This is a genomic window from Cupriavidus sp. UGS-1 (assembly GCF_021213615.1).
Classification (GTDB): Bacteria; Pseudomonadota; Gammaproteobacteria; order Burkholderiales; family Burkholderiaceae; genus Cupriavidus.
In genome coordinates, this window is record NZ_JAJQJF010000001.1 from 223,340 (window position 1) to 245,511 (window position 22,172).

The 22,172-nt window shown below is 66.8% G+C and carries 26 protein-coding genes; 13 read left to right on the plus strand and 13 right to left on the minus strand.

Going from position 1 to position 22,172, the window contains the following annotated elements:
- Nucleotides 1-61: 61 nt before the first annotated feature.
- From LRR16_RS00985 to LRR16_RS01005, 5 genes are all read left to right on the plus strand, one after another.
- Nucleotides 62-739, plus strand: a complete 678-nt coding sequence (locus tag LRR16_RS00985) for a response regulator transcription factor (RefSeq protein WP_231906481.1) — start codon at nucleotides 62-64, stop codon at nucleotides 737-739.
- Complete coding sequence (locus LRR16_RS00990) at nucleotides 736-2,562, plus strand: hybrid sensor histidine kinase/response regulator (protein WP_232204467.1); 1,827 nt, start codon at nucleotides 736-738, stop codon at nucleotides 2,560-2,562. Before LRR16_RS00985 ends, LRR16_RS00990 begins: the two co-directional genes overlap by 4 nt.
- A gap of 58 nt (nucleotides 2,563-2,620) precedes the next feature.
- The gene (locus LRR16_RS00995; RefSeq protein ID WP_006576650.1) at nucleotides 2,621-3,127 is read left to right on the plus strand and encodes a GNAT family N-acetyltransferase; all 507 of its coding nucleotides are present in this window, start codon (nucleotides 2,621-2,623) and stop codon (nucleotides 3,125-3,127) included.
- Nucleotides 3,128-3,159: 32 nt separating this feature from the next.
- Nucleotides 3,160-3,552: a GFA family protein gene (locus tag LRR16_RS01000; protein ID WP_232204469.1), complete on the plus strand. Its 393-nt coding sequence runs from the start codon at nucleotides 3,160-3,162 to the stop codon at nucleotides 3,550-3,552.
- Between the two features lie 115 nt (nucleotides 3,553-3,667).
- A complete protein-coding gene (locus LRR16_RS01005) occupies nucleotides 3,668-3,847 on the plus strand; it encodes a hypothetical protein (protein ID WP_064576286.1) in 180 nt (59 codons plus the stop codon).
- Nucleotides 3,848-3,860: 13 nt separating this feature from the next.
- Here LRR16_RS01005 and LRR16_RS01010 read toward each other — a convergent pair whose 3' ends face one another.
- The 4 genes from LRR16_RS01010 to LRR16_RS01025 all read right to left on the minus strand — a co-directional run bounded on the left by LRR16_RS01010 (nucleotide 3,861) and on the right by LRR16_RS01025 (nucleotide 6,725).
- Entirely contained in the window at nucleotides 3,861-4,763 is a 903-nt protein-coding gene (locus LRR16_RS01010; RefSeq protein ID WP_232204471.1) for an NAD(P)/FAD-dependent oxidoreductase, read from the minus strand.
- Nucleotides 4,753-5,217 carry an Rrf2 family transcriptional regulator gene (locus tag LRR16_RS01015; protein WP_232204473.1) on the minus strand — a complete coding sequence of 155 codons (465 nt, stop codon included), beginning with the start codon at nucleotides 5,215-5,217 and terminating at the stop codon, nucleotides 4,753-4,755. The genes LRR16_RS01010 and LRR16_RS01015 overlap by 11 nt, the downstream gene beginning before the upstream one ends.
- A 191-nt stretch (nucleotides 5,218-5,408) precedes the next feature.
- Nucleotides 5,409-5,810, minus strand: coding sequence for a cupin domain-containing protein (locus tag LRR16_RS01020; RefSeq protein WP_232204475.1), 402 nt, complete (start codon nucleotides 5,808-5,810; stop codon nucleotides 5,409-5,411).
- A 90-nt stretch (nucleotides 5,811-5,900) separates the two neighbouring features.
- Nucleotides 5,901-6,725 (minus strand): AraC family transcriptional regulator, encoded by an 825-nt coding sequence (locus LRR16_RS01025; RefSeq protein ID WP_232204478.1) that lies wholly within the window; start codon nucleotides 6,723-6,725, stop codon nucleotides 5,901-5,903.
- Nucleotides 6,726-6,874: 149 nt separating this feature from the next.
- On the opposite strand from LRR16_RS01025, the gene LRR16_RS01030 reads away from it, so the two are divergent.
- A complete protein-coding gene (locus LRR16_RS01030; protein WP_232204480.1) occupies nucleotides 6,875-8,377 on the plus strand; it encodes an argininosuccinate lyase in 1,503 nt (500 codons plus the stop codon).
- Here the strand turns inward: LRR16_RS01030 and LRR16_RS01035 are convergent.
- Nucleotides 8,374-9,264, minus strand: coding sequence for a DUF72 domain-containing protein (locus LRR16_RS01035; protein WP_232204482.1), 891 nt, complete (start codon nucleotides 9,262-9,264; stop codon nucleotides 8,374-8,376). The genes LRR16_RS01030 and LRR16_RS01035 overlap by 4 nt on opposite strands.
- A 252-nt stretch (nucleotides 9,265-9,516) precedes the next feature.
- Here LRR16_RS01035 and LRR16_RS01040 point away from each other — a divergent pair, with 252 nt between their 5' ends.
- Nucleotides 9,517-9,687: a hypothetical protein gene (locus tag LRR16_RS01040; RefSeq protein ID WP_006576660.1), complete on the plus strand. Its 171-nt coding sequence runs from the start codon at nucleotides 9,517-9,519 to the stop codon at nucleotides 9,685-9,687.
- 4 nt (nucleotides 9,688-9,691) lie between these two features.
- On the opposite strand, the gene LRR16_RS01045 is transcribed toward LRR16_RS01040, so the two are convergent.
- The gene (locus tag LRR16_RS01045; RefSeq protein WP_232204483.1) at nucleotides 9,692-10,615 is read right to left on the minus strand and encodes an EamA family transporter; all 924 of its coding nucleotides are present in this window, start codon (nucleotides 10,613-10,615) and stop codon (nucleotides 9,692-9,694) included.
- A 10-nt stretch (nucleotides 10,616-10,625) separates the two neighbouring features.
- The gene (locus tag LRR16_RS01050) at nucleotides 10,626-11,243 is read right to left on the minus strand and encodes a nitroreductase family protein (protein ID WP_232204485.1); all 618 of its coding nucleotides are present in this window, start codon (nucleotides 11,241-11,243) and stop codon (nucleotides 10,626-10,628) included.
- A 169-nt stretch (nucleotides 11,244-11,412) separates the two neighbouring features.
- Here LRR16_RS01050 and LRR16_RS01055 point away from each other — a divergent pair, with 169 nt between their 5' ends.
- The gene (locus tag LRR16_RS01055) at nucleotides 11,413-12,321 is read left to right on the plus strand and encodes a LysR family transcriptional regulator (RefSeq protein WP_232204487.1); all 909 of its coding nucleotides are present in this window, start codon (nucleotides 11,413-11,415) and stop codon (nucleotides 12,319-12,321) included.
- A gap of 28 nt (nucleotides 12,322-12,349) precedes the next feature.
- Here the strand turns inward: LRR16_RS01055 and LRR16_RS01060 are convergent, their stop codons facing one another.
- A complete protein-coding gene (locus LRR16_RS01060; protein ID WP_006576665.1) occupies nucleotides 12,350-12,736 on the minus strand; it encodes a VOC family protein in 387 nt (128 codons plus the stop codon).
- Nucleotides 12,737-12,884: 148 nt separating this feature from the next.
- On the opposite strand from LRR16_RS01060, the gene LRR16_RS01065 reads away from it, so the two are divergent.
- Both LRR16_RS01065 and LRR16_RS01070 read left to right on the plus strand, forming a co-directional pair.
- Nucleotides 12,885-13,886, plus strand: coding sequence for a tripartite tricarboxylate transporter substrate-binding protein (locus LRR16_RS01065; protein WP_232204488.1), 1,002 nt, complete (start codon nucleotides 12,885-12,887; stop codon nucleotides 13,884-13,886).
- A 62-nt stretch (nucleotides 13,887-13,948) separates the two neighbouring features.
- Entirely contained in the window at nucleotides 13,949-14,683 is a 735-nt protein-coding gene (locus LRR16_RS01070) for an aldolase (protein WP_232204490.1), read from the plus strand.
- A 21-nt stretch (nucleotides 14,684-14,704) separates the two neighbouring features.
- Here the strand turns inward: LRR16_RS01070 and LRR16_RS01075 are convergent, their stop codons facing one another.
- Nucleotides 14,705-15,601 carry a LysR family transcriptional regulator gene (locus LRR16_RS01075; protein WP_232204491.1) on the minus strand — a complete coding sequence of 299 codons (897 nt, stop codon included), beginning with the start codon at nucleotides 15,599-15,601 and terminating at the stop codon, nucleotides 14,705-14,707.
- Nucleotides 15,602-15,723: 122 nt separating this feature from the next.
- Here LRR16_RS01075 and LRR16_RS01080 point away from each other — a divergent pair, with 122 nt between their 5' ends.
- Nucleotides 15,724-16,551, plus strand: a complete 828-nt coding sequence (locus tag LRR16_RS01080; RefSeq protein WP_232204493.1) for an AraC family transcriptional regulator — start codon at nucleotides 15,724-15,726, stop codon at nucleotides 16,549-16,551.
- 102 nt (nucleotides 16,552-16,653) lie between these two features.
- Nucleotides 16,654-17,634 (plus strand): DMT family transporter, encoded by a 981-nt coding sequence (locus LRR16_RS01085; RefSeq protein WP_232204495.1) that lies wholly within the window; start codon nucleotides 16,654-16,656, stop codon nucleotides 17,632-17,634.
- Here the strand turns inward: LRR16_RS01085 and LRR16_RS01090 are convergent.
- Entirely contained in the window at nucleotides 17,617-18,375 is a 759-nt protein-coding gene (locus LRR16_RS01090) for a helix-turn-helix transcriptional regulator (protein ID WP_232204497.1), read from the minus strand. The genes LRR16_RS01085 and LRR16_RS01090 overlap by 18 nt on opposite strands.
- Nucleotides 18,376-18,537: 162 nt before the next feature.
- On the opposite strand from LRR16_RS01090, the gene LRR16_RS01095 reads away from it, so the two are divergent.
- The gene (locus LRR16_RS01095) at nucleotides 18,538-18,801 is read left to right on the plus strand and encodes a hypothetical protein (RefSeq protein ID WP_232204498.1); all 264 of its coding nucleotides are present in this window, start codon (nucleotides 18,538-18,540) and stop codon (nucleotides 18,799-18,801) included.
- A gap of 53 nt (nucleotides 18,802-18,854) precedes the next feature.
- Here the strand turns inward: LRR16_RS01095 and LRR16_RS01100 are convergent, their stop codons facing one another.
- The 3 genes from LRR16_RS01100 to LRR16_RS01110 form a co-directional block, all read right to left on the minus strand.
- Entirely contained in the window at nucleotides 18,855-19,280 is a 426-nt protein-coding gene (locus tag LRR16_RS01100; protein WP_006576673.1) for an organic hydroperoxide resistance protein, read from the minus strand.
- Nucleotides 19,281-19,390: 110 nt separating this feature from the next.
- On the minus strand, nucleotides 19,391-19,861 hold the full coding sequence (locus LRR16_RS01105) for a MarR family winged helix-turn-helix transcriptional regulator (protein WP_232204499.1): 471 nt from the start codon (nucleotides 19,859-19,861) through the stop codon (nucleotides 19,391-19,393).
- Nucleotides 19,862-20,073: 212 nt separating this feature from the next.
- Complete coding sequence (locus LRR16_RS01110; RefSeq protein WP_232204500.1) at nucleotides 20,074-22,170, minus strand: acetate--CoA ligase family protein; 2,097 nt, start codon at nucleotides 22,168-22,170, stop codon at nucleotides 20,074-20,076.
- Nucleotides 22,171-22,172 lie beyond the last annotated feature (2 nt).

Genomic DNA, 22,172 nt, shown 5'->3' on the forward strand with positions numbered 1-22,172 from the left:
ATCAATTACACTGGCGCAAAAAATAAGCTTTATTTCGGCAGGGGTCAGGAGCCAAAGCTTGGTGAAGAGTCGAATTGCGTCGGGCATGGCCCCGGCGCGCCAGTCGTATGCCATCGTCGTCGACGACCATCCGCTGGTGGCGCGCGGTATTGCGGGATATCTGACAACGCATTGCGACTACGCGGTGGCGCACTATGCCGCGAATGCGCAGGAGTGCTTTCAACGGATCGATGACGACGGTCCTCCCAGCCTGCTGGTGGTCGATTTCTGGCTGCCCGGCGGCACCGCCCTGGCGCTGCTGCGAGAGGCCGCCGCAAAGCTGCCATCGTGCCGCCTGCTCGTGATGAGCGGCGATGAGGACGCGCGCGTGCAGATCAAGGCCATGGAGGCCGGCGCGCATGGCTTTCTGCGCAAAAGCGAGCCGCCGGAGACGTTCGCCCAGGCCGTAGCCGCGTTGCGCAAGGGGGGAACCTGGTTTCCCGCGATGCCGCCGGCGGAACTGACGCCGGCATTGCGGCGCGAACTGCCACTGAGTCCGCGTGATCTCGGCCTGACCGACCGGCAGGGCCAGGTTCTTGCATTGATGCTGCGCGGGCTGCCGAACAAGCAGATCGCCAAGGAACTGGCGATTTCCGAGCAGACCACCAAGGAACACGTGACGGCCATCCTGGGCAAGCTCGGTGTCAGCAATCGCGTCGAAGCCATCACGCTGCTGCACGGACGACGGCTCGAACCGTGAGCGAGCCGTTGTCGCCACCGCTGGGGCTGCGTCCCACCGCCGATTCGAGCGTCAGCCCGCGCGCCCGGGCGCGCCTGGTCGACATGACGTTCCAGCGGCTGGTCTTCAGCGTCAACGCCATCCCGTTCGTCGGCTTGCCGTTCGTTGCGTGGCTTCACGTCACCGGCAAGGACGCGCGTTCGCTGCTCGTCTGGACGCTGGCCTATTGCCTCGCGGCCGGCTGGATGCAGCTGGAGCGGCGCCACTATCAGCGCGAGCGGGCGCAGTCCGACGATGCCGTGATGGCCGAGCGCTGGCTGCCGGTGGTCAAGCGGATCGCGCTGGTTCACGGCCTGTGCCTGTCGATGGCGACGGTGTTGACCGCGGGACAGGTGACGTTCGACTTCGCGCTGCTGCTGCATATCAGCCTCGCCGCCATCCTGGCCGCCAACGCCACGCACCAGACGCCGATCCTGGGCGCCTTCCAGCGCTTTTTTTTCGCCTGCTGGGGCGTGGTCACCGTCAACGTGCCGTGGAGTTTTCCCGACCACTGGCAATTCGTGCTGCCGCTGACGCTGCTGTATGCGGTCGCGATCTATCGGCACGCGCTGATCGCCAATCAATTCTTCCGTCAGCAGGTGCAGCTCGAAGACGACGGCATCCGCCTCGCGGAAAGCTACCGGCTCGCCAAGGAGGCGGCCGAGGACGCGCTGCGAGCGAAGAACCTGTTCCTGACCACCGCCAGCCATGACCTTCGCCAGCCCGTTCATGCGATGGGCTTCCTGATCGAAGCGATCGCTCAGCGCAATCGCGATCCGGCGCTGATTCCGCCGCTGGACGATCTGCGGCGCAGCGTGCGATCGGTTCATCTGATGTTCAACTCGCTGCTCGACCTGTCGAAGATCGAGCAGGGCATGGCGATGCCGCGCAATGTGCCGGTGGCGCTCGCGCCGATCATGGAGGAGGTTGCGGCGCTGTTCCGCGAGGAGGCGCATAGCCGCGATCTCGATCTGCGCGTGCGCGTGCCGAAACAGGCGGCCGCGGTGCTGGCGGACGCCTCGTTATTGCGCCAGTCGCTGGTCAACCTGGTCCACAACGCGCTGCGGTACACGCAGCGGGGCGGCGTGCTGTTGTCCGCCCGGCGTCGCGGGGCGGACTGGCTGCTGGAAGTCTGGGATACCGGCATCGGCGTGGCCAACGAGGACAAGAGCCGCATCTATTCGCCGTACTATCGCAATGAATATGCATGGCGCATCGATAGCGCCGGCCATGGACTTGGATTGGCCGTGGTGGCCCGCTGCGCGACGCTGATGGGCGCCGCCTATGGGCTGACCTCGGTGGAACGCCGCGGCTCGCGCTTCTGGTTGCGCTTTCCCGCCGCGGATCCGGCGCAGGCCCATGTGCAGGAGATGACGACGGAGTCCCAGGCGCGGCCGACGAGCACGCTGCCGCCGCTGAGCGGCTGCTGCCTGATCGTCGAGGACGATCCGGTGGTTGTCAGGGCGTGGATGAGCCTGATGCAGGCATGGCACGTCGATGCCCGCTTCGCCGCATCGGCTACCGAGGCATTCGCGCTGCTCGACGGCGGACTGCGCCCGCAGGCGATCCTGTGCGACCAGCGCCTGCGTTCGGGCGAGAGCGGCTTCGAGGTGCTGAAAGACCTGCTGGAGCGCTGTCCCGACGCCAGCGGCGCGATGGTCAGCGGCGAATTCGATTCGCCGGCGTTGCTGCAGGCCGAACGCGAAGGCTATGTGGTGCTGCGCAAGCCGTTGGAGCCGGCGCAGTTGCATGCATTGCTGTATCAGTGGCTGCGGCGCGAAGAGGCGCTGCATCGTTCGTCGTGATTCGAAGGGGGGGCGATGCGGTGCTGCATCGCCGTCCAATTCCTTGCAGGCGGTCAACATGCCCATTCAGATCCGTGACGAAGTACCAGCCGACATCCCGACGATCGAGGCGGTCGTCGGCGAAGCATTTCGCAGCGCGACGCATGCCAGCGGCACCGAGCCGCTGATCGTCAATGCGCTGCGCGCGCGAGGACAGCTGTCGATTTCACTGGTCGCCACGGACGCCGACCAGATCGTCGGCCACGTTGCGGTGTCACCCGTTGCAATTTCCGACGGCAGCGAGAAATGGTATGGCCTGGGACCGATCGCGGTACTTCCCGCATGGCAGGGAAAGGGCGTCGGCTCCCTGCTGATGAACGCGGCACTGGACGCGCTGCGCCGGCAAGGCGCACGGGGCTGCGTGGTGCTCGGCGAGCCTGGCTACTACGGACGCTTCGGCTTCGTTTGCCGCGCCGATCTCGTCTTGCCCGACGTGCCGCCGGAATACTTCCAGGCGGTGCGCTTGGAAGGGGGCTGGCCGACGGGGACGGTGCAGTATGACGAGGCGTTTTGGGTGACCGGGTAGCGTGCGCGCGCCTGCGGCAACAGGAGCGAGACATGAAAGGAAGCTGCCTCTGCGGCGAGATCGAATATGAAGCCCGGGCATTGGCCGGTCAGATTGTCCATTGCCATTGCCGCAAATGCCGAAAGGCGCATGCCGCTTCCTTTGCCACGACGGCGAGGGTGGATCGGACCGATTTCCAGTGGCTGAAGGGAAAACCGTTTCTCGGCTCGTTCGAGTCATCGCCCGGCAAGTTGCGCCACTTCTGCAAGCAATGCGGCAGCCAGCTGATGGCTGAATGGATCCATCAGGATCAGGTCATCCTCCGCGTTGCGACGCTGGACGAAGATCCGGGCCAGCGGCCGGCCGCGCATATCTGGGTGTGCGAGCAGGCCGAGTGGTTGGCGGATACGGAACTGACGCGGTCATTCGACAAGGCACCGCACTGAGTTCTTGCGGTGGCTAGGTGTATGTTCGTGAAGATGGACGATCTGCCAGGTGCCAGCGCGGACGAGCCGCTGTTCACCTGCGTACAATGCCGGGCTCCACCCCTGAGATGATCCCGTGAAGAAAACTGACCTCGAAAAGAACAAAGGCCTGAAGATCGCCAACAGCATGAAGCAGGCAGGTGCCAAGCGCGGCGGCCCGGCACCTAAGACGGAGCGCCGCGGCGCGGCCGCCAAGACCGGACTGCTCGGCAAATTGCTGGGAAAGGCGGTGCCGCCGGAGAAGTCCGGCGATTGAAGCCACAGGCGGCTTAGCGCGCCCCAAACACCAGCGATTGGTGCACCGCCACCCCGGCCATCACCCCATCGGCGCTGGCGAACGTCGCGCTATGCATGCCGCGCGCGATATCGCCCGCGGCGTAGACGCCCGGGACCGTGGTGTTCTTTTGGGCGTCGGTCCGGATGATCGAACCGAACGGCACTTCCTCCATTTCGCAGCCAAGCTGATGCGCAATGTCGCTGTTCAGGCTGCTGCGGACGGCTAGATAAAGCGCATCGACAGCGGCGGTGCGGCCGTCGGTAAACTCGATTGCCGATAGCGCCGTGCCCTGGCCATGCAGCGCCTTGATCGGCGCCGTTTCGATCGATACGCCACGCTTCTCCAATTCCGCGAGCACGGTGTCGTCGGCGTTGTCGCCGCCATTCAGATAAAGCGTAGTCGGTCCCCATTCGGCAATCAGCATGGCCTGATGGACCGACATCGGCGACATGCTGAGCACGCCCAAGCGCTGGCCACTGAATTCGAAGCCATGGCAGTACGGGCAATGAATCACCGACTTGCCCCAGCGCTCCTTCAGCCCCGGCAGGTCGGGCAGTTCGTCCGAGATGCCATAGGCGAGCACCAGCCGGGCGCCTTCCACTACCTCTCCATTCGCCAGCGTCACCGAGAAGGCGCCCGATTGTCCGGACGCGCCGATGGCCTTGCCCTCGATAAACGTCGTGGTGGGATAGGCGGCGACCTGCTGCCGCGCGGTCGCGAGCAAGGCGCCGGGATTGCTGCCGTCCTGCGTGAGAAAGCCGTGCGAATGCGTGGCAAAGCGATTGCGCGGGGCGCCCGCATCGATGATGCAGACCGATCGTCTTGCCCGCGCGATATAGGTGGCGGCCGACAGGCCGGCGAAACTGCCGCCGATCACAATGGCGTCATACCGCATGGACGTGCTCCAGATCGTGGCGGCCGCCGCGGGCGACCATCCGTTGGTGGAAATCGGCGCTCAGCATGGCCAGCGTGACCTCGCCCAGCCGCGCCAGCAACAGCGCTTGCGCGTCGTTGAAGGCCTGGTCGAGCGCGGCATTGACGGCCTGCTCGACCAGGCAACCGGGCGACTCGGTCCGATTGCCGATGGCGAACAGCGAGGGGCAGCCGAGCGCGGTGTAGACGTCGCGCAGCGTGACCGTGGACAGGTCGCAGGCGAGCGTCCAGCCGCCGCCGTGTCCCTTTTCCGAGCGCACGTAGCCCTGCTCGCGCAGGCCCGCCATGACGCGGCGAATGACCACGGGATTGGTGTCCATCGCCTTGGCGAGGACCTCGGAGGTGACCGGACCATCGTGCTCGGCCATGTGCAACAGGACGTGGAGTACGCCTGAGAGTCTGCTATCGCGTTTCATGAAACTTATGGTGTTACATGAAATGCCGACTGTCAAGGGGCTGTTGCTGCGTTGGCAAGACCGCGGTCGCTATCTCGTCGTTCCCGCGAAAGCGGGAATCCAGCGTCGTTGCAAGCCACTGGATCCCCGCGTTCGCGGGGACGACAGTGCTTGTCGGCGATTCGACTACGTTCGGAATGCCTGCCGACAGATCAGATCCACTGGTCGTTCTGCACAGTCCGTTCGCCGCCTTCTTCACCGGTATTGCGCACGCCGCGCGGCTCGATCAGCAGCAATTTCACTTCTTCGGCGGCAAAGGGCTTGTGTTCGATGCCCTTGGGCACCACGGCCATCTGGCCGGCGTGCAGCACGATCGCGCCATCGCGAAGGTCGATCCGCAACTCGCCGTCGAGGACGATAAACGTCTCGTCGGTATCGGCGTGCGTATGCCAGATGAAATCGCCTTTGAGCTTGACGACCTTGAACTGGTAGTCATTCATTTCGGCGACGACGCGCGGCTGCCAGTGGCCGTCGATTTGCCCGATCTTGCCGATCAAATCGATGGCGGTGCCCTGGCCGCGGGTGGCCGGAGCCGCGTGATTGTTGGCTTGCATGAGTGCTCTCCATGGATGCGGAGAGCACAGCGTAGGCGGATGCTGCGGCGGCGTCTTGAACGATCGTGCGAGCCGGATTGGCGCGCAGAATCAGCGGCCGCCGGCGGCGCGCACCATGCCCAGCCACCTGGCCGGGGGAATGCCGTACGCCCTGGTGAAGTGCCGGGTCATATGGCTCTGATCGGCAAAACCGGCGGCGGCCGCGCAGTCGGCCAGCCCGACGCCGCTCTGCATCAGCCGGCGTGCCGTCTCCAGGCGCCGCATCGTCAGGTAATGGTAGGGACTGGTGCCGTAGAACGTGCGGAAATCGCGCGACAGGCTCCAGCGGTCGCGTCCGCAGGCGGCGGCCAGCTCTTGCAGCGTGACGATGCGATGCGAGGAGGCATGCAGATAGTCGCGCGCGAGCTGGGCCGCCCGGAAGTCGCAGGAGGAGCGCAGCGGCCTGGCACCGGAAGCGGCGTCGAGCGCCAGCGCAAGCTCGACCATGCCGTCGTCCTGTTCCAGCGGATCGAGCCGCGTATCCGGCTGCTGCAGCAGCGCCGCGGTGGCCGCGAACAAGCGCGGGTCGTCGCTGATGCCGCCTTCGATGAATGGCAGCGGCTTGCCGCCGAGCACCGCCTGGAATACCGCGGGCTCGATATAGAGCATCCGGTAGCGAAAGCCCTCGTCGGTACCGGCCTGTCCGTCGTGCGGCTCGTCCGGATGCAGCACGATGGTCTTGCCCGGCAGGCTTGCGCGCAGGCTGCGCCGATACTGGAAGCATTGCACGCCGGCCAGCGTGCGCCCGATCGCATAGGTATCGTGCCGATGCATCGAATAGGCATTGCCGGTGAGAAAAGCCTCGATGCGCTCGACGCCTTGCGCCGGCTCGGCGCGATGTACCCAATCGGGGCTTTCGGCGCGGCGTGTTGTCATGATTGAGAAGGGTTCCAAGCGGCAATGATGCGCAGCATTGTCTGCAGAATGTATAGCCTTGCGCCCGCACCTGCAATCCGCTGTAATCCCGGGGGCTTCCTGTTCCCGCCGCCGAATAACAACCGCATAAAGAGACAAGCGAACCCGCCATGTTGAAAACCCGAATTGGCATTCTTGCCCTGGCGATATCCGCCCATGCCGTTCCCGCCTTTGCCCAATCCGCTGTCAATCGCGACGAATTCTATTGGCTGGGCGAGATCAACAAGGCCACCACCGTCATCAATACCGATGAGGGGCTATTGGACAAGTCGCTCGCACCGCGCATTGCATCGGGCATCGTCAAGGTGCTGGAGGACGGCAATCGGCCCGGCGGCAAACGACCGTCTACGGTGATTACCTTCGAGCCCTTGCTGATCCAGGCGGCCGGCGTCGAGGTGACGCTGCTGCATGCGGGGCGGTCGAGCCAGGACATGCACGCGACCTACCGCGCGGCGATCCTGCGCGACCACCTGCTGAGCCTGGCCGACCAGTTGAACAAGACCAGCCGTTCGCTGGTGTCGCTGGCCGAGAAGCACGCCAATACCATCGTGCCGAACTACACCAACGGCGTGGCGGCGCAGCCTAACAGCCTGGGCCACTATCTGCTGGGGCATGCGGCCGGCCTGGAGCGCGACGCGCAGCGGATTCGCGAGGCCTATGCGCGCATCGACCGCTCGCCGATGGGAACCACGGTATTGAACGGCACCAGCTGGCCGCTGAATCGCACGCGGATGGCCGACTATCTGGGCTTCTCGGCGATCGTCGACAACGCCTACGATGCCGCTCAGATCTCCTCGACCGAGCAACCGGTCGAGGTTGGCGCGATCGTCACCAGCATTGCGCTGCATGCGGGCAATTTCATCGAGGACGTGATGACGCAGTATGCGCAGTCGCGTCCGTGGATGCTGTTGCAGGAGGGCGGCAGCAATACCTACGTGTCCAGTGCGATGCCGCAGAAGCGCAATCCCGGCCTGCTCAATACAACGCGCCGGCACGCCTCGACCGCGGTCACGCTGGCGATGGGACCGGTCATCCAGGCGCACAACATCACGCCCGGAATGGGCGACGCCAAGGAGGTCAAGCCCAACAGCGAAATGGTGCAGAGCGCGATTCGCGTGCTGCAGGGCTGGGACAAGATCCTGAACGCGCTGGTGATCAGCCCTGAGCGTGCGCTGGAAGAACTGAACAGCGACTGGACCGCTTCGCAGGAACTGGCCGACGTGCTGATGCGCAAATACAAGCTGCCATTTCGCGTTGGCCATCACTTCGCGTCGGAGGTCGTCGATTACGCGAAGGCGAACAATATCCGGCCCAGCGAATTTCCGTATGCGCAGGCGCAGCGCATCTATGCGGAAGCGGTCAAGGGTCAGGGGCCGGCGCAATTGCCGATCAGCGAAGCGGAATTCCGCGCCACGCTCGATCCGGTGGCGATCGTTCGCCATCGCGCCACCGTCGGCGGCCCGCAGCCCGCCGAAATGGAGCGGATGCTGAAGGCCGCGAAGCAGACGTTGGCGCAGCAGGATGCCTGGATCAAGGAAAAGCGTGGCCGGATCGATGCATCGCTGGCCCGGCTGGATCGGGATTTCGGCAAGCTGGCCAAGGCCGCGAACTAGGTTGGGGGGCGGTGTTGATCGGATGAGATCCGTTCGATCAACCGCTGCGCATCGAATGGCGCCTTGACCTTCATGTCGTTATCGAAATAGCAGTACACGTCGCGCCGCGCCGCCTTGCGTGCCTTGATGTGAGAAATACGCTTGGCGTCGTCCGGTTCTCCGCCGCCGCCCCACGCGCTCAGGCGATCGGCCCAGCGATCGAGCGCGGGATCCGAATAGGAGCCGCCATACAAGGTCTCCGTGCCGTGCAGCCGCAGATAGACGAAATCCGCGGTCACGTCCTCGACGTAGGGCCAGTCCGCCACCGCATCGGAGACCACCAGCGCCACCCGATGCTTGCGCAGCAGCGCGGGGAATTCCGGCGTGCAGAAACTGGCGTGACGGATCTCGATGGCGTGGCGCAGCCGGCGTTTGCGCGTCGGCTCGAACCACGGTTGCTTGACGCGGCCATCGTGCTCCCGGGCGAGCTTTCTCGCCTCCTCGGTATTGCGAGGCAGCATCGCCAGGAAGCGCTCCAGCCGTTCGGGTTTGAAGCTGAAATTCGGCGGGAATTGCCACAGGAAAGGCCCCAGCTTTTCCTGCAACGCCAGCACGCCGGAGGCAAAAAAATTCGCCAGGGCCGGGCGCGCCTTTTCGTCGCGGAAGCGCAGCATATGGGTCAGATAGCGCGGCCCCTTGACGGCGAAGACGAAGCCCGGCGGCGTGGCCTCGTACCAGGCACGATAACTGCCGATGGTCTGCAGCGAGTAATGCGAGCCGTTGATCTCGATGGTGTCGACCGCGCGCGCGGCGAATTCGAGTTCGCGCGCCTGGGCCAGTCCCTTCGGATAGAAGGCGCCACGCCAGCCCTCGTAGCGCCATCCCGAGATGCCGATTCGAATAGTCATCGGATTGCGCCGGCGGCGGCCGATTCGCCTTGCGTCGTGGCGATGGCCTCGCTGGGCGACGAATGATCGATATGGACGATCATAGGCCGAATGCGCGCAACCAACAGGTGCCGCGACATCCACCGTGCGCGTAGGAACCGGCCTACGCGAGTCTCCGTTGCCGACCGATCCCTGCCGCGCGGCATGGCCCCTACATTGCACTTAAGCCGCAGCCGATCACGGCAACGCGCGGCAATTGCCAGGAGCTGGGTTATGTCGTTTGCACTATTCCTGATTGGACTGTTGATCCTCGTCGGCGGCATTGCGTGGGGCCTGATCACGGCCGGCGTGCCGGAGACCTATGTGGCCATCGCCTGTGTGATCGTGCTGGGCCTTGGCATCATGGGCGCGGTGTCGCGCACCCGTACCAAGGACCCGTCATAGCGCATCAGGCGCGGCCATTCCGCGCGGATCCGTGCGATTCGGATGAATGGGGCGCCTGCCGCAACGGCGGCGCCACCGTCCGGACCGCCGCCGCGCGTTGGCTCAACCACATGCTGGCGAGCACCAGCACCATGCCGGCCAATTGCGGCGCGCTGAGCCACTGATCCAGCAAGCCCCATCCCAGCAGCACCGCGCTCAGCGGGCTGAGAAATCCCAGCGACGCTACCACCGACGGTTCCAGCCGCGCGATGCCGCGAAACCACAGCACATAGGTCAGTGCGGCGCCGATCAATCCCAGATAGAGAAAGCCCGCCACGTTGGCCTGCGTCAGCTGCCCGAGCGGTGGCTCGATCCACAGCGCCACCGGCAGCAGCAACAGGCCCCCCGCCACCAGTTGCCATGCGGTGAAGGTCAGCGCGGACACGGGCGGTTGCCAGCGGCGCGTCAGCACCGTGCCGAGCGCCATCGATGCTGCGCCCAGCAGTCCCGCGGCGACGCCGGTGGCGTCCAGCGCGGCCTTCGGCGTCAGCACCAGCAGGGCCACGCCCACCATGCCGCCGATCGCGGCGATCATGGCAACGGGCCGGATTGCGCTGCCGAGCAGCAGCCGGGAGAACAGGATCACGATCAGCGGTTGCACGGCGCCCAGCGTCGCGGCCACGCCGCCCGGCAAGCGATAGGCGCTGACGAACAGCATCGCCCAGAACACCGAGAAATTCAGTGCGCCGAGCACCAATACGCGCAGCCACCAGCCGCGCTGCGGCAACTGGCGGACCCACAGCAACAGCAGCAGGCCGGCGGGAAGGGCGCGCAGCATGGCTACCGTCAGCGGATAGCCGTCGGGCAGCAGGCCCGTCGTGACGACATAGGTGCTGCCCCAGATCGCCGGGGCCAGGCCCGTCAGCAGCAGGTCGGTGGTGCGGTTCATGGTACGTGCCTCAGGCGAAATCCAGCACTTCGGCCAGCGGCCGGCGCGGCTTTTGCGGCCAGTTGCCCGGCGCCGCGTGGCCGACCGCCACCAGAATGGCTGGCACCTCGTCCGGGGCCAGCGCGAATTCACGGGCCACGCCCTGCGGATCGAAGCCGGTCATCGGGCCGGTCGCCAGCCCCATGCCCTGGGCGGCCAGCATCAACGTCGTGGCGCCCAGCGAGGCGGTGCGGATCGCTTCGTCACGCCGGCTCTGCGGCTGCTCCAGATATTGGCCGCGCGCCGCATCGACCCAGCCCTGCACCATGCCGGCCGGCATCAGGCCAGCTTGGACCATTGGCTGCAAGCGCTGCGCCAGCGTGTCTGGATCGGCCAGCACGCCGCAGACGATAAAGACGACCGCCGCATCGGTGACCTTGGGCTGGTTCCACGCGACCGCGCGCAGCCGTGCCTTGGCCTCGGCGGACCGGACCGCAATGAAGCGCCAATTCTGCAGGTTGTAGGCGGTGGGTGCCCGCGTTGCCAGCGCGGTCAGCGCTTCGATCTGCGCGTCGGATAGCGGACGTGAGGCATCGAAGAAATTGGCGGAGATACGTTGCTCGATGGCATCGATGACGGGATGGTTCATGGTCGTTCTGGTTTCGAAAAGTTCGTTGAATGTCGGACGGCGATTTGGGCAGTCATTGGGGTGACGTTTATTCACGGTCCAAGATTAATCGCGGTCCTCCCGCGTTGAAATATGCGATATGCTCACCACAATATTTACTGGCGGTGAATAATCGGGGGCGAAATCGACCGTGGACCATTTGACGGCGCTGCGCGTATTTCGGGAAGTCGTCGAGCGCAACAGCTTTGCCGCGGCGGCGCGGCGGCTTTGCCTGTCCCCCGCCGCGGTCAGCAAGAATATCGGCGAGCTGGAAGCGCATCTGTCGACGCGGCTGCTCAACCGCACCACGCGCCGGCTGAGTCTGACCGAGGCCGGCCAGCAGTACTACACGCAGATTGCACAGATCCTTGACGACCTGGACGAGGCCGACCGCGCGCTCGGTCCGATGCAGAGCGAGCCGACCGGCACGTTGCGTGTCAGCGCGCCGATGTCGCTGACGTTGACGCAATTGGCCGATGCGATTCCGCAGTTCCTCTGTCGCTATCCGCAGCTGTCGCTTGACTTGCGGCTGGACGATCGCCGCGTCGATCTGGTCAAGGAGGGCTTCGACGTCGCGATACGAGGCACGGACAAGCTGGAGGACTCGAGCCTGGTCGCGCGCAAGCTGATGTCGATGACGCACGTGCTGTGCGGCGCGCCGGCCTATTTCGCGCGCCATGGCGTGCCCGATTCTCCCGAGGCCCTGCGCCAGCACGAATGCGTGCAGTTCAGCCTGTCCGGCCACGCGAGGCTATGGAGCTTTCGCAAGGCGGGAGGGCGGGGAGACGTCGAGGGCGGCGTCCAGGTCGACGTGCCGATCGATGGCCGCTACAAGGTCACGTCGAGCCTCGCGGTGCGCGACGCGCTGCGGGCGGGATTCGGCATCAGCCTGATTCCGCTGATCTATGTCCGCGAGGATATCGAAGCCGGGCGGTTGGTCACCGTATTGAACGAATGGACCGCCGTCGAGACGCATGTCTATGCCGTCTATCCATCCAGGCGGTATCTCAATTCGAAGGTGCGCGCCTTCGTCGATTTCTTGATCGAGACGCTCGGCTGAATGGTGGAGGACTGCCCTCCAGGCTGCCTCAAGGCTGGCGCGCGTAGCTGACGGTCAGCATTTCCCATTGGTGCCCGTCGGGCTCGTTCCAGTAGACGATGCGCCCGCCTTGCCAGGTGTCGACCGCATGATCGACCGGGCCACGGACCCTGCTGCGGTAGGCAATGCCGGCCGCCTGAATGCGCTGCAGGATGCGGTCGAATTCGTCTTCGCTGACCCGGAAGCAATAGTGAATGCGCGGAAACGGCTCGTCCCATTGATCGAAATCGAGCGTCAGGCCGTCGTTCAGGTAGACCGGGCAGAACGGCCCAATGCCGGTTTCCGACCACGGCACGCCCAGCAGCTCCGCCACTTGCTTCGCCGCCGCGATCTTGTCGCGCGCGGGCACCATCAGGTGATCCAGTTCGATCGTCATCGTGGTCTCCGTTCTGGCGCGGCACGATGGCTGCGCATCGCGCCTGCGACCCTTAACCTGCGTTCAAGGCAGCCATGCCGCGGGGGGAGGGCAAGCCGTCCTAGACTGGCTTCGTCCTGTCCGATCCCACCAGAAAAGGCTGCGCCCCATGATCCGTCTTCCTTCCTTGCGCCGGCTTTGCGCCTGCCTGGCGCTGACCGTCGTCGCGCCGCTGGCGAGCGCGCAGTCGGCATCCTCGACGAGCGCCGGCTACCCGGAACGCCCGATCCGCTTGCTGCTGGGCCAGGCCGCCGGAGGCGCCGTCGATACCATCGCCCGCATGCTGGCCGAACGCCTGGGCGCCACGCTGCGGCAGCCCGTGGTGGTGGAGAACCGGCCCGGTGCCGGCGCAATGATCGCGGCGGAGGCGGTGGCGCGCGCGCCGGCGGATGGCTACACGCTGGCGCTGCTGGACGAAGGCGCGCTGACCGTCAATCCGGTGCTGCAAAAGAAGATCGCCTACGACGTCCTCAAGGATTTTAGTTACCTCGGCACCGTTGCGCGTATCCCGCTGGTGATGGTGGCGCACCCGTCCCTGAACGTCGCGACGCCCGACGATTTGACGCGCTACAGCAAGGCAAATCCGTCGGCATTGAGCTATGCGTCGGCGGGCGTCGGCAGCCCGCCGCATCTGGCCTTCGAGGCCTACAAGCAACAGTCGGGCGCCGTCGTTGCGCACCTGCCCTACCGCGGCGGCGCACCCGCGCTGGCCGATGTGGTGGCCGGCCACGTGCATCTGACCTTTATCGACACCAATCTGGGCAGCCAGTATGCGAAGACCGGGCGCGTCAAGCCGATCGCGGTGTCGACGCGACAGCGCAGTCCCTTGCTGCCCGCCGTGCCGACGTTCGAGGAGGCAGGCCTGAAGGGATTCGAATTTGCCCCATGGGTCGGGGTCGTGGGCCCGGCCGGGTTGCCGGCCCCGGTGGTCGAGCGTATTACCCAGGCGCTGCAGACCGTGCTGGCGGACCGCGATTTGCTGGCACGCGTGCGAGGCAGCGGCTTCGAGCCCTTCGCCACCGGCAGCGCGGCGTTCGCGACGCTGGTCCGGCACGACCTCGAGGCGCGCCGCACGCTGATTCGCGAACGCCATATCCGGCTCGAAAACTGAGCCGTCGCCACCCCCGCGCCCCTCGTCAATCGTCAATCGTCAATCGTCGACTGCTCCCTCCCATGACCAAAACCCTGTTGCTCGATGCCGTCCCCGGCGCCAACGCCGGCGCCGATCTCGATACCTTCGTCGATGCCTGTCTGATCCTTGCCGCCCAAGGCCATGCCGCGGGCTTGGCCGGTCAGATCACGATGCGTGACGCCCAATCCGGCGGTATGGTCACGCTCGCGCTCGGCACAGGGATGGAAGAGGCCAGCCCGGCCAATGCGCTGCTGGTTGACGCGGAACTGAACACGCTGCAGGGCAAGGGCAGGGCCAATCCCGGCGTGCGCTTCCACAGCTGGATCTACCGGCACCATCCGCAGGTCAAGGCGATCGTCCATACCCACCCGCCCGCGCTGTCGGCGCTGTCGATGCTGGGCATCCCGATGCCGGTCGCGCACATGGATGCGGCGATGTTCCACGACGATTGCGGCTTCCTGGCGCACTGGCCTGGCGTGCCGACCGGAGACGACGAGGGAGGATTGATCTCGGCCGCGCTGGCCGGCCGGCGCACGGCCTTCCTGGTCAATCACGGCGCGGTTTGCACCGGGGCGACGCTGCAGGAGGCGGTCTACCTGAACGTGTTCGCCGAGCGCAACGCGCGCATGTGCCTGGATGCGCTGGCCGCCGGGTCGTTGCAGCCGGTCGATCCGGCCGCCGCCCGCGAGGCGCACGACTTCCTGTTGCAGCCTGCGATCGTCAACGCGACGTTTGCCTACTGGGCGCGCCAGGCGAAGGCCGCGTTGCGTCGCTGATCCGCCGTTGATCGGCGGCCGCTATCGCGTCGCGATACGCGCCGCCGCCGACTCGATCGCGCGGATCGCGCGGCTGACCGCCTGGGTCGGCGTTGCGCCGCTGCGGTGGATCAGCACCACATGGCGATGCAGATTGGCCCCTTCGATGGCAAGCCGGTGCAGCCCGCGCGCCTTGATGGCGATGTCGGGCAGATCGCGCGGCAGGATCGTGGTGCCGACGCCCTGCATCGCCAGGTCGAGCGAGACGCTGACCGAATTGCTCTCCACCGCGATCGATAGCGGCCCCGGCAATTCGCGTTCGATCACGCGCCGCAGCGCGTACGGCCGCGGCGGCACGATCAGCGGCCGCTGCGCCAGCGCGCTGACGCTTAGCGTTGCCGGGTTCGGTGCACCCGGCTCGCGGCTATAGGCGGCGATCTGTTCGATGCACAGCCGCCGCAGCGTCACGGTGTCGGTATCGACGGCGAGGTCGTAGACCAGCCCGATATCGGCATGGCCGCGCTCGACCCGCTCGACCACATCGGGCGAGCTGGCGTTGAACACGCCGAGCGTGATGCGCGGATGCGATGCGCGCAGCGATGCGACCACCTGCGGAACCAGATAGGCCGCCAGCGTATTGACGGTGGCGATCATCACGCGCCCATAGCCGCCGGCCGAGGTCTGCCGCGCGACGTCCAGCGCGCTGTCCACCATGCCGAAGCCCTGATCGATCTCGCCGACGAGGCGTTCTCCCAGCGGCGTCGGCCGCATGCCGCGCCCATGCCGGTCGAACAACGGTGCCCCGAGGAAGGATTCCAGCGCGGCTACCTGCTTGCTGACGGCGGCCTGCGTGATGCCCAGCGAAGCAGAGGCGGCGCGCAGCGATCCGGCGCGCGCAACGGCGAGAAAGGTGCGAAGCAGGCGATCTTTGTCTTGCATCGAGCGGGGGCGCTGTGAGTATCTGCCGGAGCACGTGCTCCATGGCGTCTGCATTGGAATCGATTCAACCGGCGCTGTCCATCGGGGCGCGTGCTATGGTTGCGCCAACGCTCCTTCGATCCATGCCTGCCGGCCAATTCCAGCTCCTCCCTTGTGCGCTGCCGGGCGTGCTCGCCGTCCAGGCCAGCTCGCGGCACCGCTTTGCCCGCCATACGCACGAACAGTTCGGCATCGGCGTGGTCGAGCGCGGCGCGCAGCGTTCGGCCAGCGGGCGAGGCGAGGTTCAGGCGGTGGCGGGGGACATCATCACCGTCAATCCCGGCGAGGTGCACGACGGCATGCCGCTGGACGAGGCCGGGCGCTCGTGGCGCATCCTGTATTTCGATCCCGAGGTCGTCGCGCCGGTCTGTCACGATGTGAGCGAAGGGGCCGCGCGGCTCGGGGAATTCCTGCAGCCGGTGCTCAGCGATCGGTCCTCCGCCGCCGTCTTCCTGCAATTGTTCGATGCGATGACCGGCGGCAATGCAGACGATGCGGCCTTGCGCCGCGACAGCCTGCTGCTGATGCTGCTGGCGCGGACGATGGATTGCCGGCACGGCGGGAGAGAGCACGAGGGCACCCCGGCGACCATTGCCCATGCGCTGGCACGGATCGACGACGACCCTTCGGTGCCCGTGTCGCTGGACGATCTTGCCAACGCCAGCGGCCTGAGCCGCTTCCAGGTGCTGCGCGCCTTTACCCGCGCCACCGGGCTGACGCCGCATGCCTATCTGGTACAGCGGCGGATCGATCTCGCCCGCCGCCTGATCGCGCAGGGCGAGCCGCTGGCCGACGCGGCGATCGGCAGCGGGTTTGCCGATCAGAGCCATATGACGCGCATCTTCGTGCGCAAGTACGGGCTGTCGCCCAGCGCCTATGCCGCCATCGCCACCGGGCAATCGTCGCGCTGATGGGCATCGTCTGAAGACCGGCTCCCGCGCCGCTGCAATTTCGTTCAAGACGCCTGCCATGCCGCCGCCTAGCCTTAGGCATCCAACGATGCGGAGGCGGCCATGTCCGACAAAACCGAAGGTTATTTCTATCTGGCGCTGGCCATGATCCTGGTCGGCAGTACTGTCATTGCCAGCAAGGTCATCGCCGCCGGGCTGCCGCCGTTTACGGCGACGGCGTTGCGCTTCGCCATCGCGTTGCCCGGTTTCCTGCTGCTGATGAAGCTGACCGGCACGCGCCTGCCGCCCATCGGCCGTGGCGACCGACTGCTGCTGGTCCTGCAGGCCGTCGCCGGCAGCGTCGGCTATACCACCTTGCTGATCTCCGGCCTGCGGATGACATCGGCCGCGGACGCCGGCGTGATCATCGGCACGCTGCCGGTGGTATCGGCGCTGGTGTCGATCGTCCTGCTGAAGGAGCGTCCCGGTGTCGCCTTGCTGCTGGCCATTGGGTTGGCGACCGCCGGCGTGGTGGCGGTGGCGGTGCCGGGCGGAGGCGGCGACAGCGGTCGGGGCACGTGGCTCGGCAACGCGTTGGTGATGGGCGCGGTGTTCTGCGAGAGCCTGTTCATTCTGCTGAACAAGCGGCTGCGCCAGCCGCTGCAGCCGCTGACCCTGTCGACCGTGATGACGGCAATCGGCCTCGCGGCATCGATCGTGCCCGCGCTGTTCGAGGCGCCATGGCGGCATGGGTTGCCGAGCGGCGCGCTGACCGCGGTGCTGTATTACGCGCTGGTGCCGACCGTGGCGGGCTTCGTGCTGTGGTACGCGGGCTCGGCCCGCACCAGCGGCACCGAGGCCTCGCTGTTCACGGCGCTGGCGCCGATATCGGCCGTCGCGATGGCGTTCCTGCTGCTGGGCGAGCCGGTCGGCGTCAGCCAACTGATCGGCATCGCTTGTGTGGTGGTGGCCGTGCTGAGCCTGGTGCTGGTCGGCAAGCGCAATCCCGGCAGGCCGCGCACGGTGGCGCGCCGGGAACGCGGGTTCGACCGCGATTGCGACCGCCGCTGCGACCGCAAGTGCGAGCTAGCGCAGCGGCCGTGAGCGCGCGGCGCCGTCCGCGGGCATATACGCCCGCGGCGTCGTGCCGAGGTAGCGGCGGAACATCGCGATAAAGCTGCTGACGCTGGCATAGCCCAGATCGATCGCAATCGTCGTGACGCTGTGGCCCGCCGCCAGGCGCTCCATCGCCGCCAGCAGCCGCATCTGCTGCCGCCACTGGACGATCGTCCATCCCGTTTCGGCCTGGAAGCGCCGCGTCAGCGTGCGGCGGCTCATGCCGATGCGTGCGGCCCAGCCATCGAGATCGGTGTTGTCGTCCGGCGCGGCTAGCATCCGCGCCGCCATCCGCGCGAGGCGAGGCTCGCGCGGCATCGGCAGGAACAGCGTCTGCGCCGGCTCGCGCGCGAACGCATCGGCGAACACGGCGAGGTAGTGCTCGAGGGCCGTGCCGGTGGGCGCCTCATCGCCGGTCAGCGCCGCGAGCAGCGCGTCCAGCAGCGGCGACAGCCTTGCCACCTTGACCGTGTCCGGCATCGCGGCACGGCTCCACGCGCCGTCGAAATACAGGCCGGTGCCGGCCATGCCCCCCTGCACGCTCGCGCCATGCATCATTCGCGGTGGGATCCACGCGATGCAGCCGGTCGGCATGACCCAGCGGCCGCCCTCGGCCTCGATGGCGACCACGCCGGACCCGATCGTGAACAACTGTCCTTGTTCATGCCGATGCCGACGGCGCTCGCGGATGCCGGCATGCGACAGCCGGCGGATTTGCTTCAGCGACACGATCGATCGAATGGTGGCCCGATTGGAATATCGCCTGGCATTCTAGCGTTAGCGGGCAAGATGGGTCGGCTCTAGACTGGCTGCATCGCCAATACCACGGAGCCATTCGATGTCATCTGCCACGCCATCCCGATCGCTTGTCCGCAACCGCAGAGGCCGCGCATGAAGCCGGAAACCATGCTGCCGGACCATATCGATACCGTGCAGGCCAACGGCATCACCGTACGCAAAGGCAGTGTCGGCGCGTTCCTGGCGAGCTGGCGGGTGCTGTCCAATCCGTCGCAGTCCGACGACAGCCGTGCCGCGGCGAGGGAAGACCTGGTCGCGCTCCTCCCGGCCCTGACCGCGCTGGGTCTGTTCGATGTGTTCGAGGCCCGCGATCCGCGACTGCGCGAGCTGATCGCACAAGGCCGCGGCGGCGCGTGAGCGCCCGCCGCGGCCTCATGCCCGCCGGGTGCGGATGCGGTTGCCGCTGAAGATCAGACCAGCGTCAGCCGCACGTCGATGTTGCCGCGCGTCGCGTTCGAGTACGGGCAGACCACGTGAGCCTTGTCCACCAGCGCTTGCGCGGTGTCGCGCGCGACGCCGGGAATCGCGATCTGCAGCTCGACCTCGATGCCGAAGCCGGTGGGGATCTGGCCGATGCCGACGTTGCCCGTGATCGTGGTCTCGGCGGGCAGCGCGATCTTCTCGCGGCCGGCGACGAACTTCAGGGCGCCCAGGAAACAGGCCGAGTAGCCGGCGGCGAACAGTTGCTCGGGGTTGGTGCCCGGACCGCCGGCGCCGCCCAGTTCGCGCGGCGTGCTCAGCTTGACCTCGAGCGCGCCATCGGACGAGACGGCACGGCCGTCACGGCCACCGGTGGCTTGGGCTTGGGCACGGTACAGGACTTTTTCGATCGACATGGTTGGCTCCTTCAGGTTGATGGCTGGGTTGTTACTGCAACATAGTGCGCTATTGCATAGCGCGCGATATAAATTCGTCAAGACAAGACGGCGTCGTTGCCCCTTGCGGCTCAGTCCGCCGCGCTTTGGGCGATCTTCGCCGTCACGCTATCGAGCTTGCGCTTCAGGCCGGTCAGTTCCTCGACACTGCACGCCGACGCGCACAACACCGACTCCGGCACCTTGCCGGCCTGCGTCTTCAGCGCGCGGCCGGCCTTGGTCAGGCTCACGATGACCTGCCGTTCGTCCGCTGCCGCCCGTGCCCGCGACACCAGCTGCTGGGTCTCGAGGCGCTTGAGCAGCGGCGTCAGCGTGGCCGAGTCCAGATTCAGCTGCGCGCCGATTTCCGATACCGTCAAGCCGTCCCGTTCCCACAGCACCATCATCACCAGGTATTGCGGGTAGGTCAGGCCCAGCGGCCGCAACAGCTTGCGGTACAGCTTGTTCAGCGCCAGCGAGGCCGAATAGACCGAGAAGCAGAACTGCCGATCCAGCAACAGCGCGGTGGCAGGGTCGATTCGGGAGTTGGCTGCGGTGTTCATGGAACGGAATATAGATCGTGCGCGATTGAATAGCAAGAAATTTATTTGCTGGTACCGAAACATTGTTCCAAGCGCGCATGCCAACGTCCTCGTGTCCCCGCGCAGGCGGGGACCCAGCGGCTTCGAAAGACGCTGGATTCCCGCCTTCGCGGGAATGACTCGGTGGAATGCGAGTTCGGCCAGCGCACCTCGCTCGTCTCGATTCTCTCCCGTCAGCTCGCCACCTCCATCAGCGCATCGACCACCACGACGCCATCCGGACTCGCCATCACCGGATTCAGGTCGACCGAGCGGATCGCCCCGGCGGCGGCGTGGACCATCCTGCCGACCGCCACCGCGGTGCGGCACAGCGCGGGCATGTCCACGGCCGCTTCGCCTCGTACGCCGGCCAGCAGCGGCGCGATGCGCAGGGCCTGCAGCGCGCGGGCGACGTCGTCTTCCTCGCAGGTGGCCAGCAGTACCGCGGTGTCGCGCAGCACCTCGACATATTTGCCGCCGTCGCCGACCACCAGCACGGCGCCGAACACCGGATCCCAGTGCGCGCCGATCATGCATTCGCGCTGGCCGCGCACCATCTTCGCGACGATGACACCCTCGGCCTCGACACCCATGCCGGCCAGCGTGGCCATCTGGCGATCGAATGCCGCGACAATCGAAGCGGCGTCATTGCAGCCGAGTGCCACCAGCCCGTGTTCGCTCTTGTGCGGCACCGCGGCGGCGCAGGCCTTGACCGCGACCGGCCCGCCGAGCGCCCGCCATGCCGCCACCGCATCGTCGGCGCTGCGGCACAGGCGATGTGCGACGACGGGAACGCCGGCCTGCGCCAGCCTTGCAAGGCTGGCCGCTTCGCTCAGCGTGGCCGACGGCGACGAGACATCGAGCGCGGCCGCCGCCGGCGGTGCCGGCGGACGCGCGACCAGCTCCGCCAGCCGCAACCGGTGCCTGCGCCACTGGCTCAGCGCCGGCAGCGCCTCGCCGGCATTGGCATAGACCGGTACGCCGCGCTGCCGGAACGGGGCCGCCACGCCCTGCTGCCAGGCCGCCACCACGATCGGCTTGCCGCTGGTATCGGCAAAGGCCGCGGCATCGGTGGCAAAGCGTTCGATGTCGTAGCCCATGCCGGCCACCGGGATATCGAGCAGCACCATGTCTGCCGCCGCGTCGCCGGCGATCACCGGCAACACATCGCCGAACAGCGCGCTGTTGGTCAGCAGCGCGGCGGTCACGTCGACCGGATTGGCGGTGGCGGCGAAGCCGGGCAGGCGCTCGGCCAGCGCGGACTGGGTCTGCGCCGCCAGCGGGGCCATCGACAGTCCGCAGGATTCGGCGGCATCGGCCGCCATCACGCAACTGGCGCCGGAATTGCTGACCACCACCAGGCCACGGCCTTGCGGGCGCCAATCGCGCAGATACAGCGGCGCGCAGCGCGCCAGTGCATGGGCGTCGTCGACGCGCCAGATGCCGTGATGCGCGAGAAACGCATCGACGGCGCGATCCTCGTTGGCCAGCGCGCCGGTGTGCGAGGCCGCGGCGCGTTGGCCCGCGCTGGTGCGCCCGGCCTTGACCGCGACGACCGGCACGCCGCGCGCCCGCGCTACGGCGGCGGCCTGCGCCAGCGTGGCCGGATCGTTCAGCGTTTCCAGATACAGCAGCATCAGCCGCACGTCATCATCGTGCGCGACGGCGAGCGCCAGGTCGCTGACGGTGACGTCCGCCTGGTTGCCGGTGGCATGCATGTGCCGCACGCCGATGCCCTGGTGGCGCAGCAGGCCATAGACCATCGCACCCATGCCGCCGCTCTGGCTGATCACCGCGACCGGACCATCCTGCGGCGGCACCTCGATGAACATCGTCGAGAAGCTGGCGATCGCGCCGCTGCCGAAATTGGCCAGGCCCTGGCTGTTGGGGCCCACCATGCGCAGGTCTCCCGCGCGCGCGATATCGACCATCTTCTGCTGCTGGCGCCGGCCTTCCTCGCCCGCTTCGCCGAAGCCCGAAGCGATCACGATGGCCGCCGCCACGCCCAGCCGCGCGCAATCGGCGACCGCCTGCACCGCCGCGTCGCCCGCGACCACGACGATGGCAAGTTCCGGCGCTTCCGGCAGCGCGTCGAGCGACGCGTAGCTGCGCAGGCCCTGGATCTTGTCGCGCTGCGGGTTGATCGGATACAGCGTGCCGCGGTAGCCGTGCTGCTGCATGTAGTGGATCGGCCGGCCGCCGATCTTGTGGATATGGTCCGAGGCGCCGATCACCGCGATCGATCGCGGCGTCAGCAGGGCCTGCAGGCCGCGGGGGAGGGAAGCTGCCATGT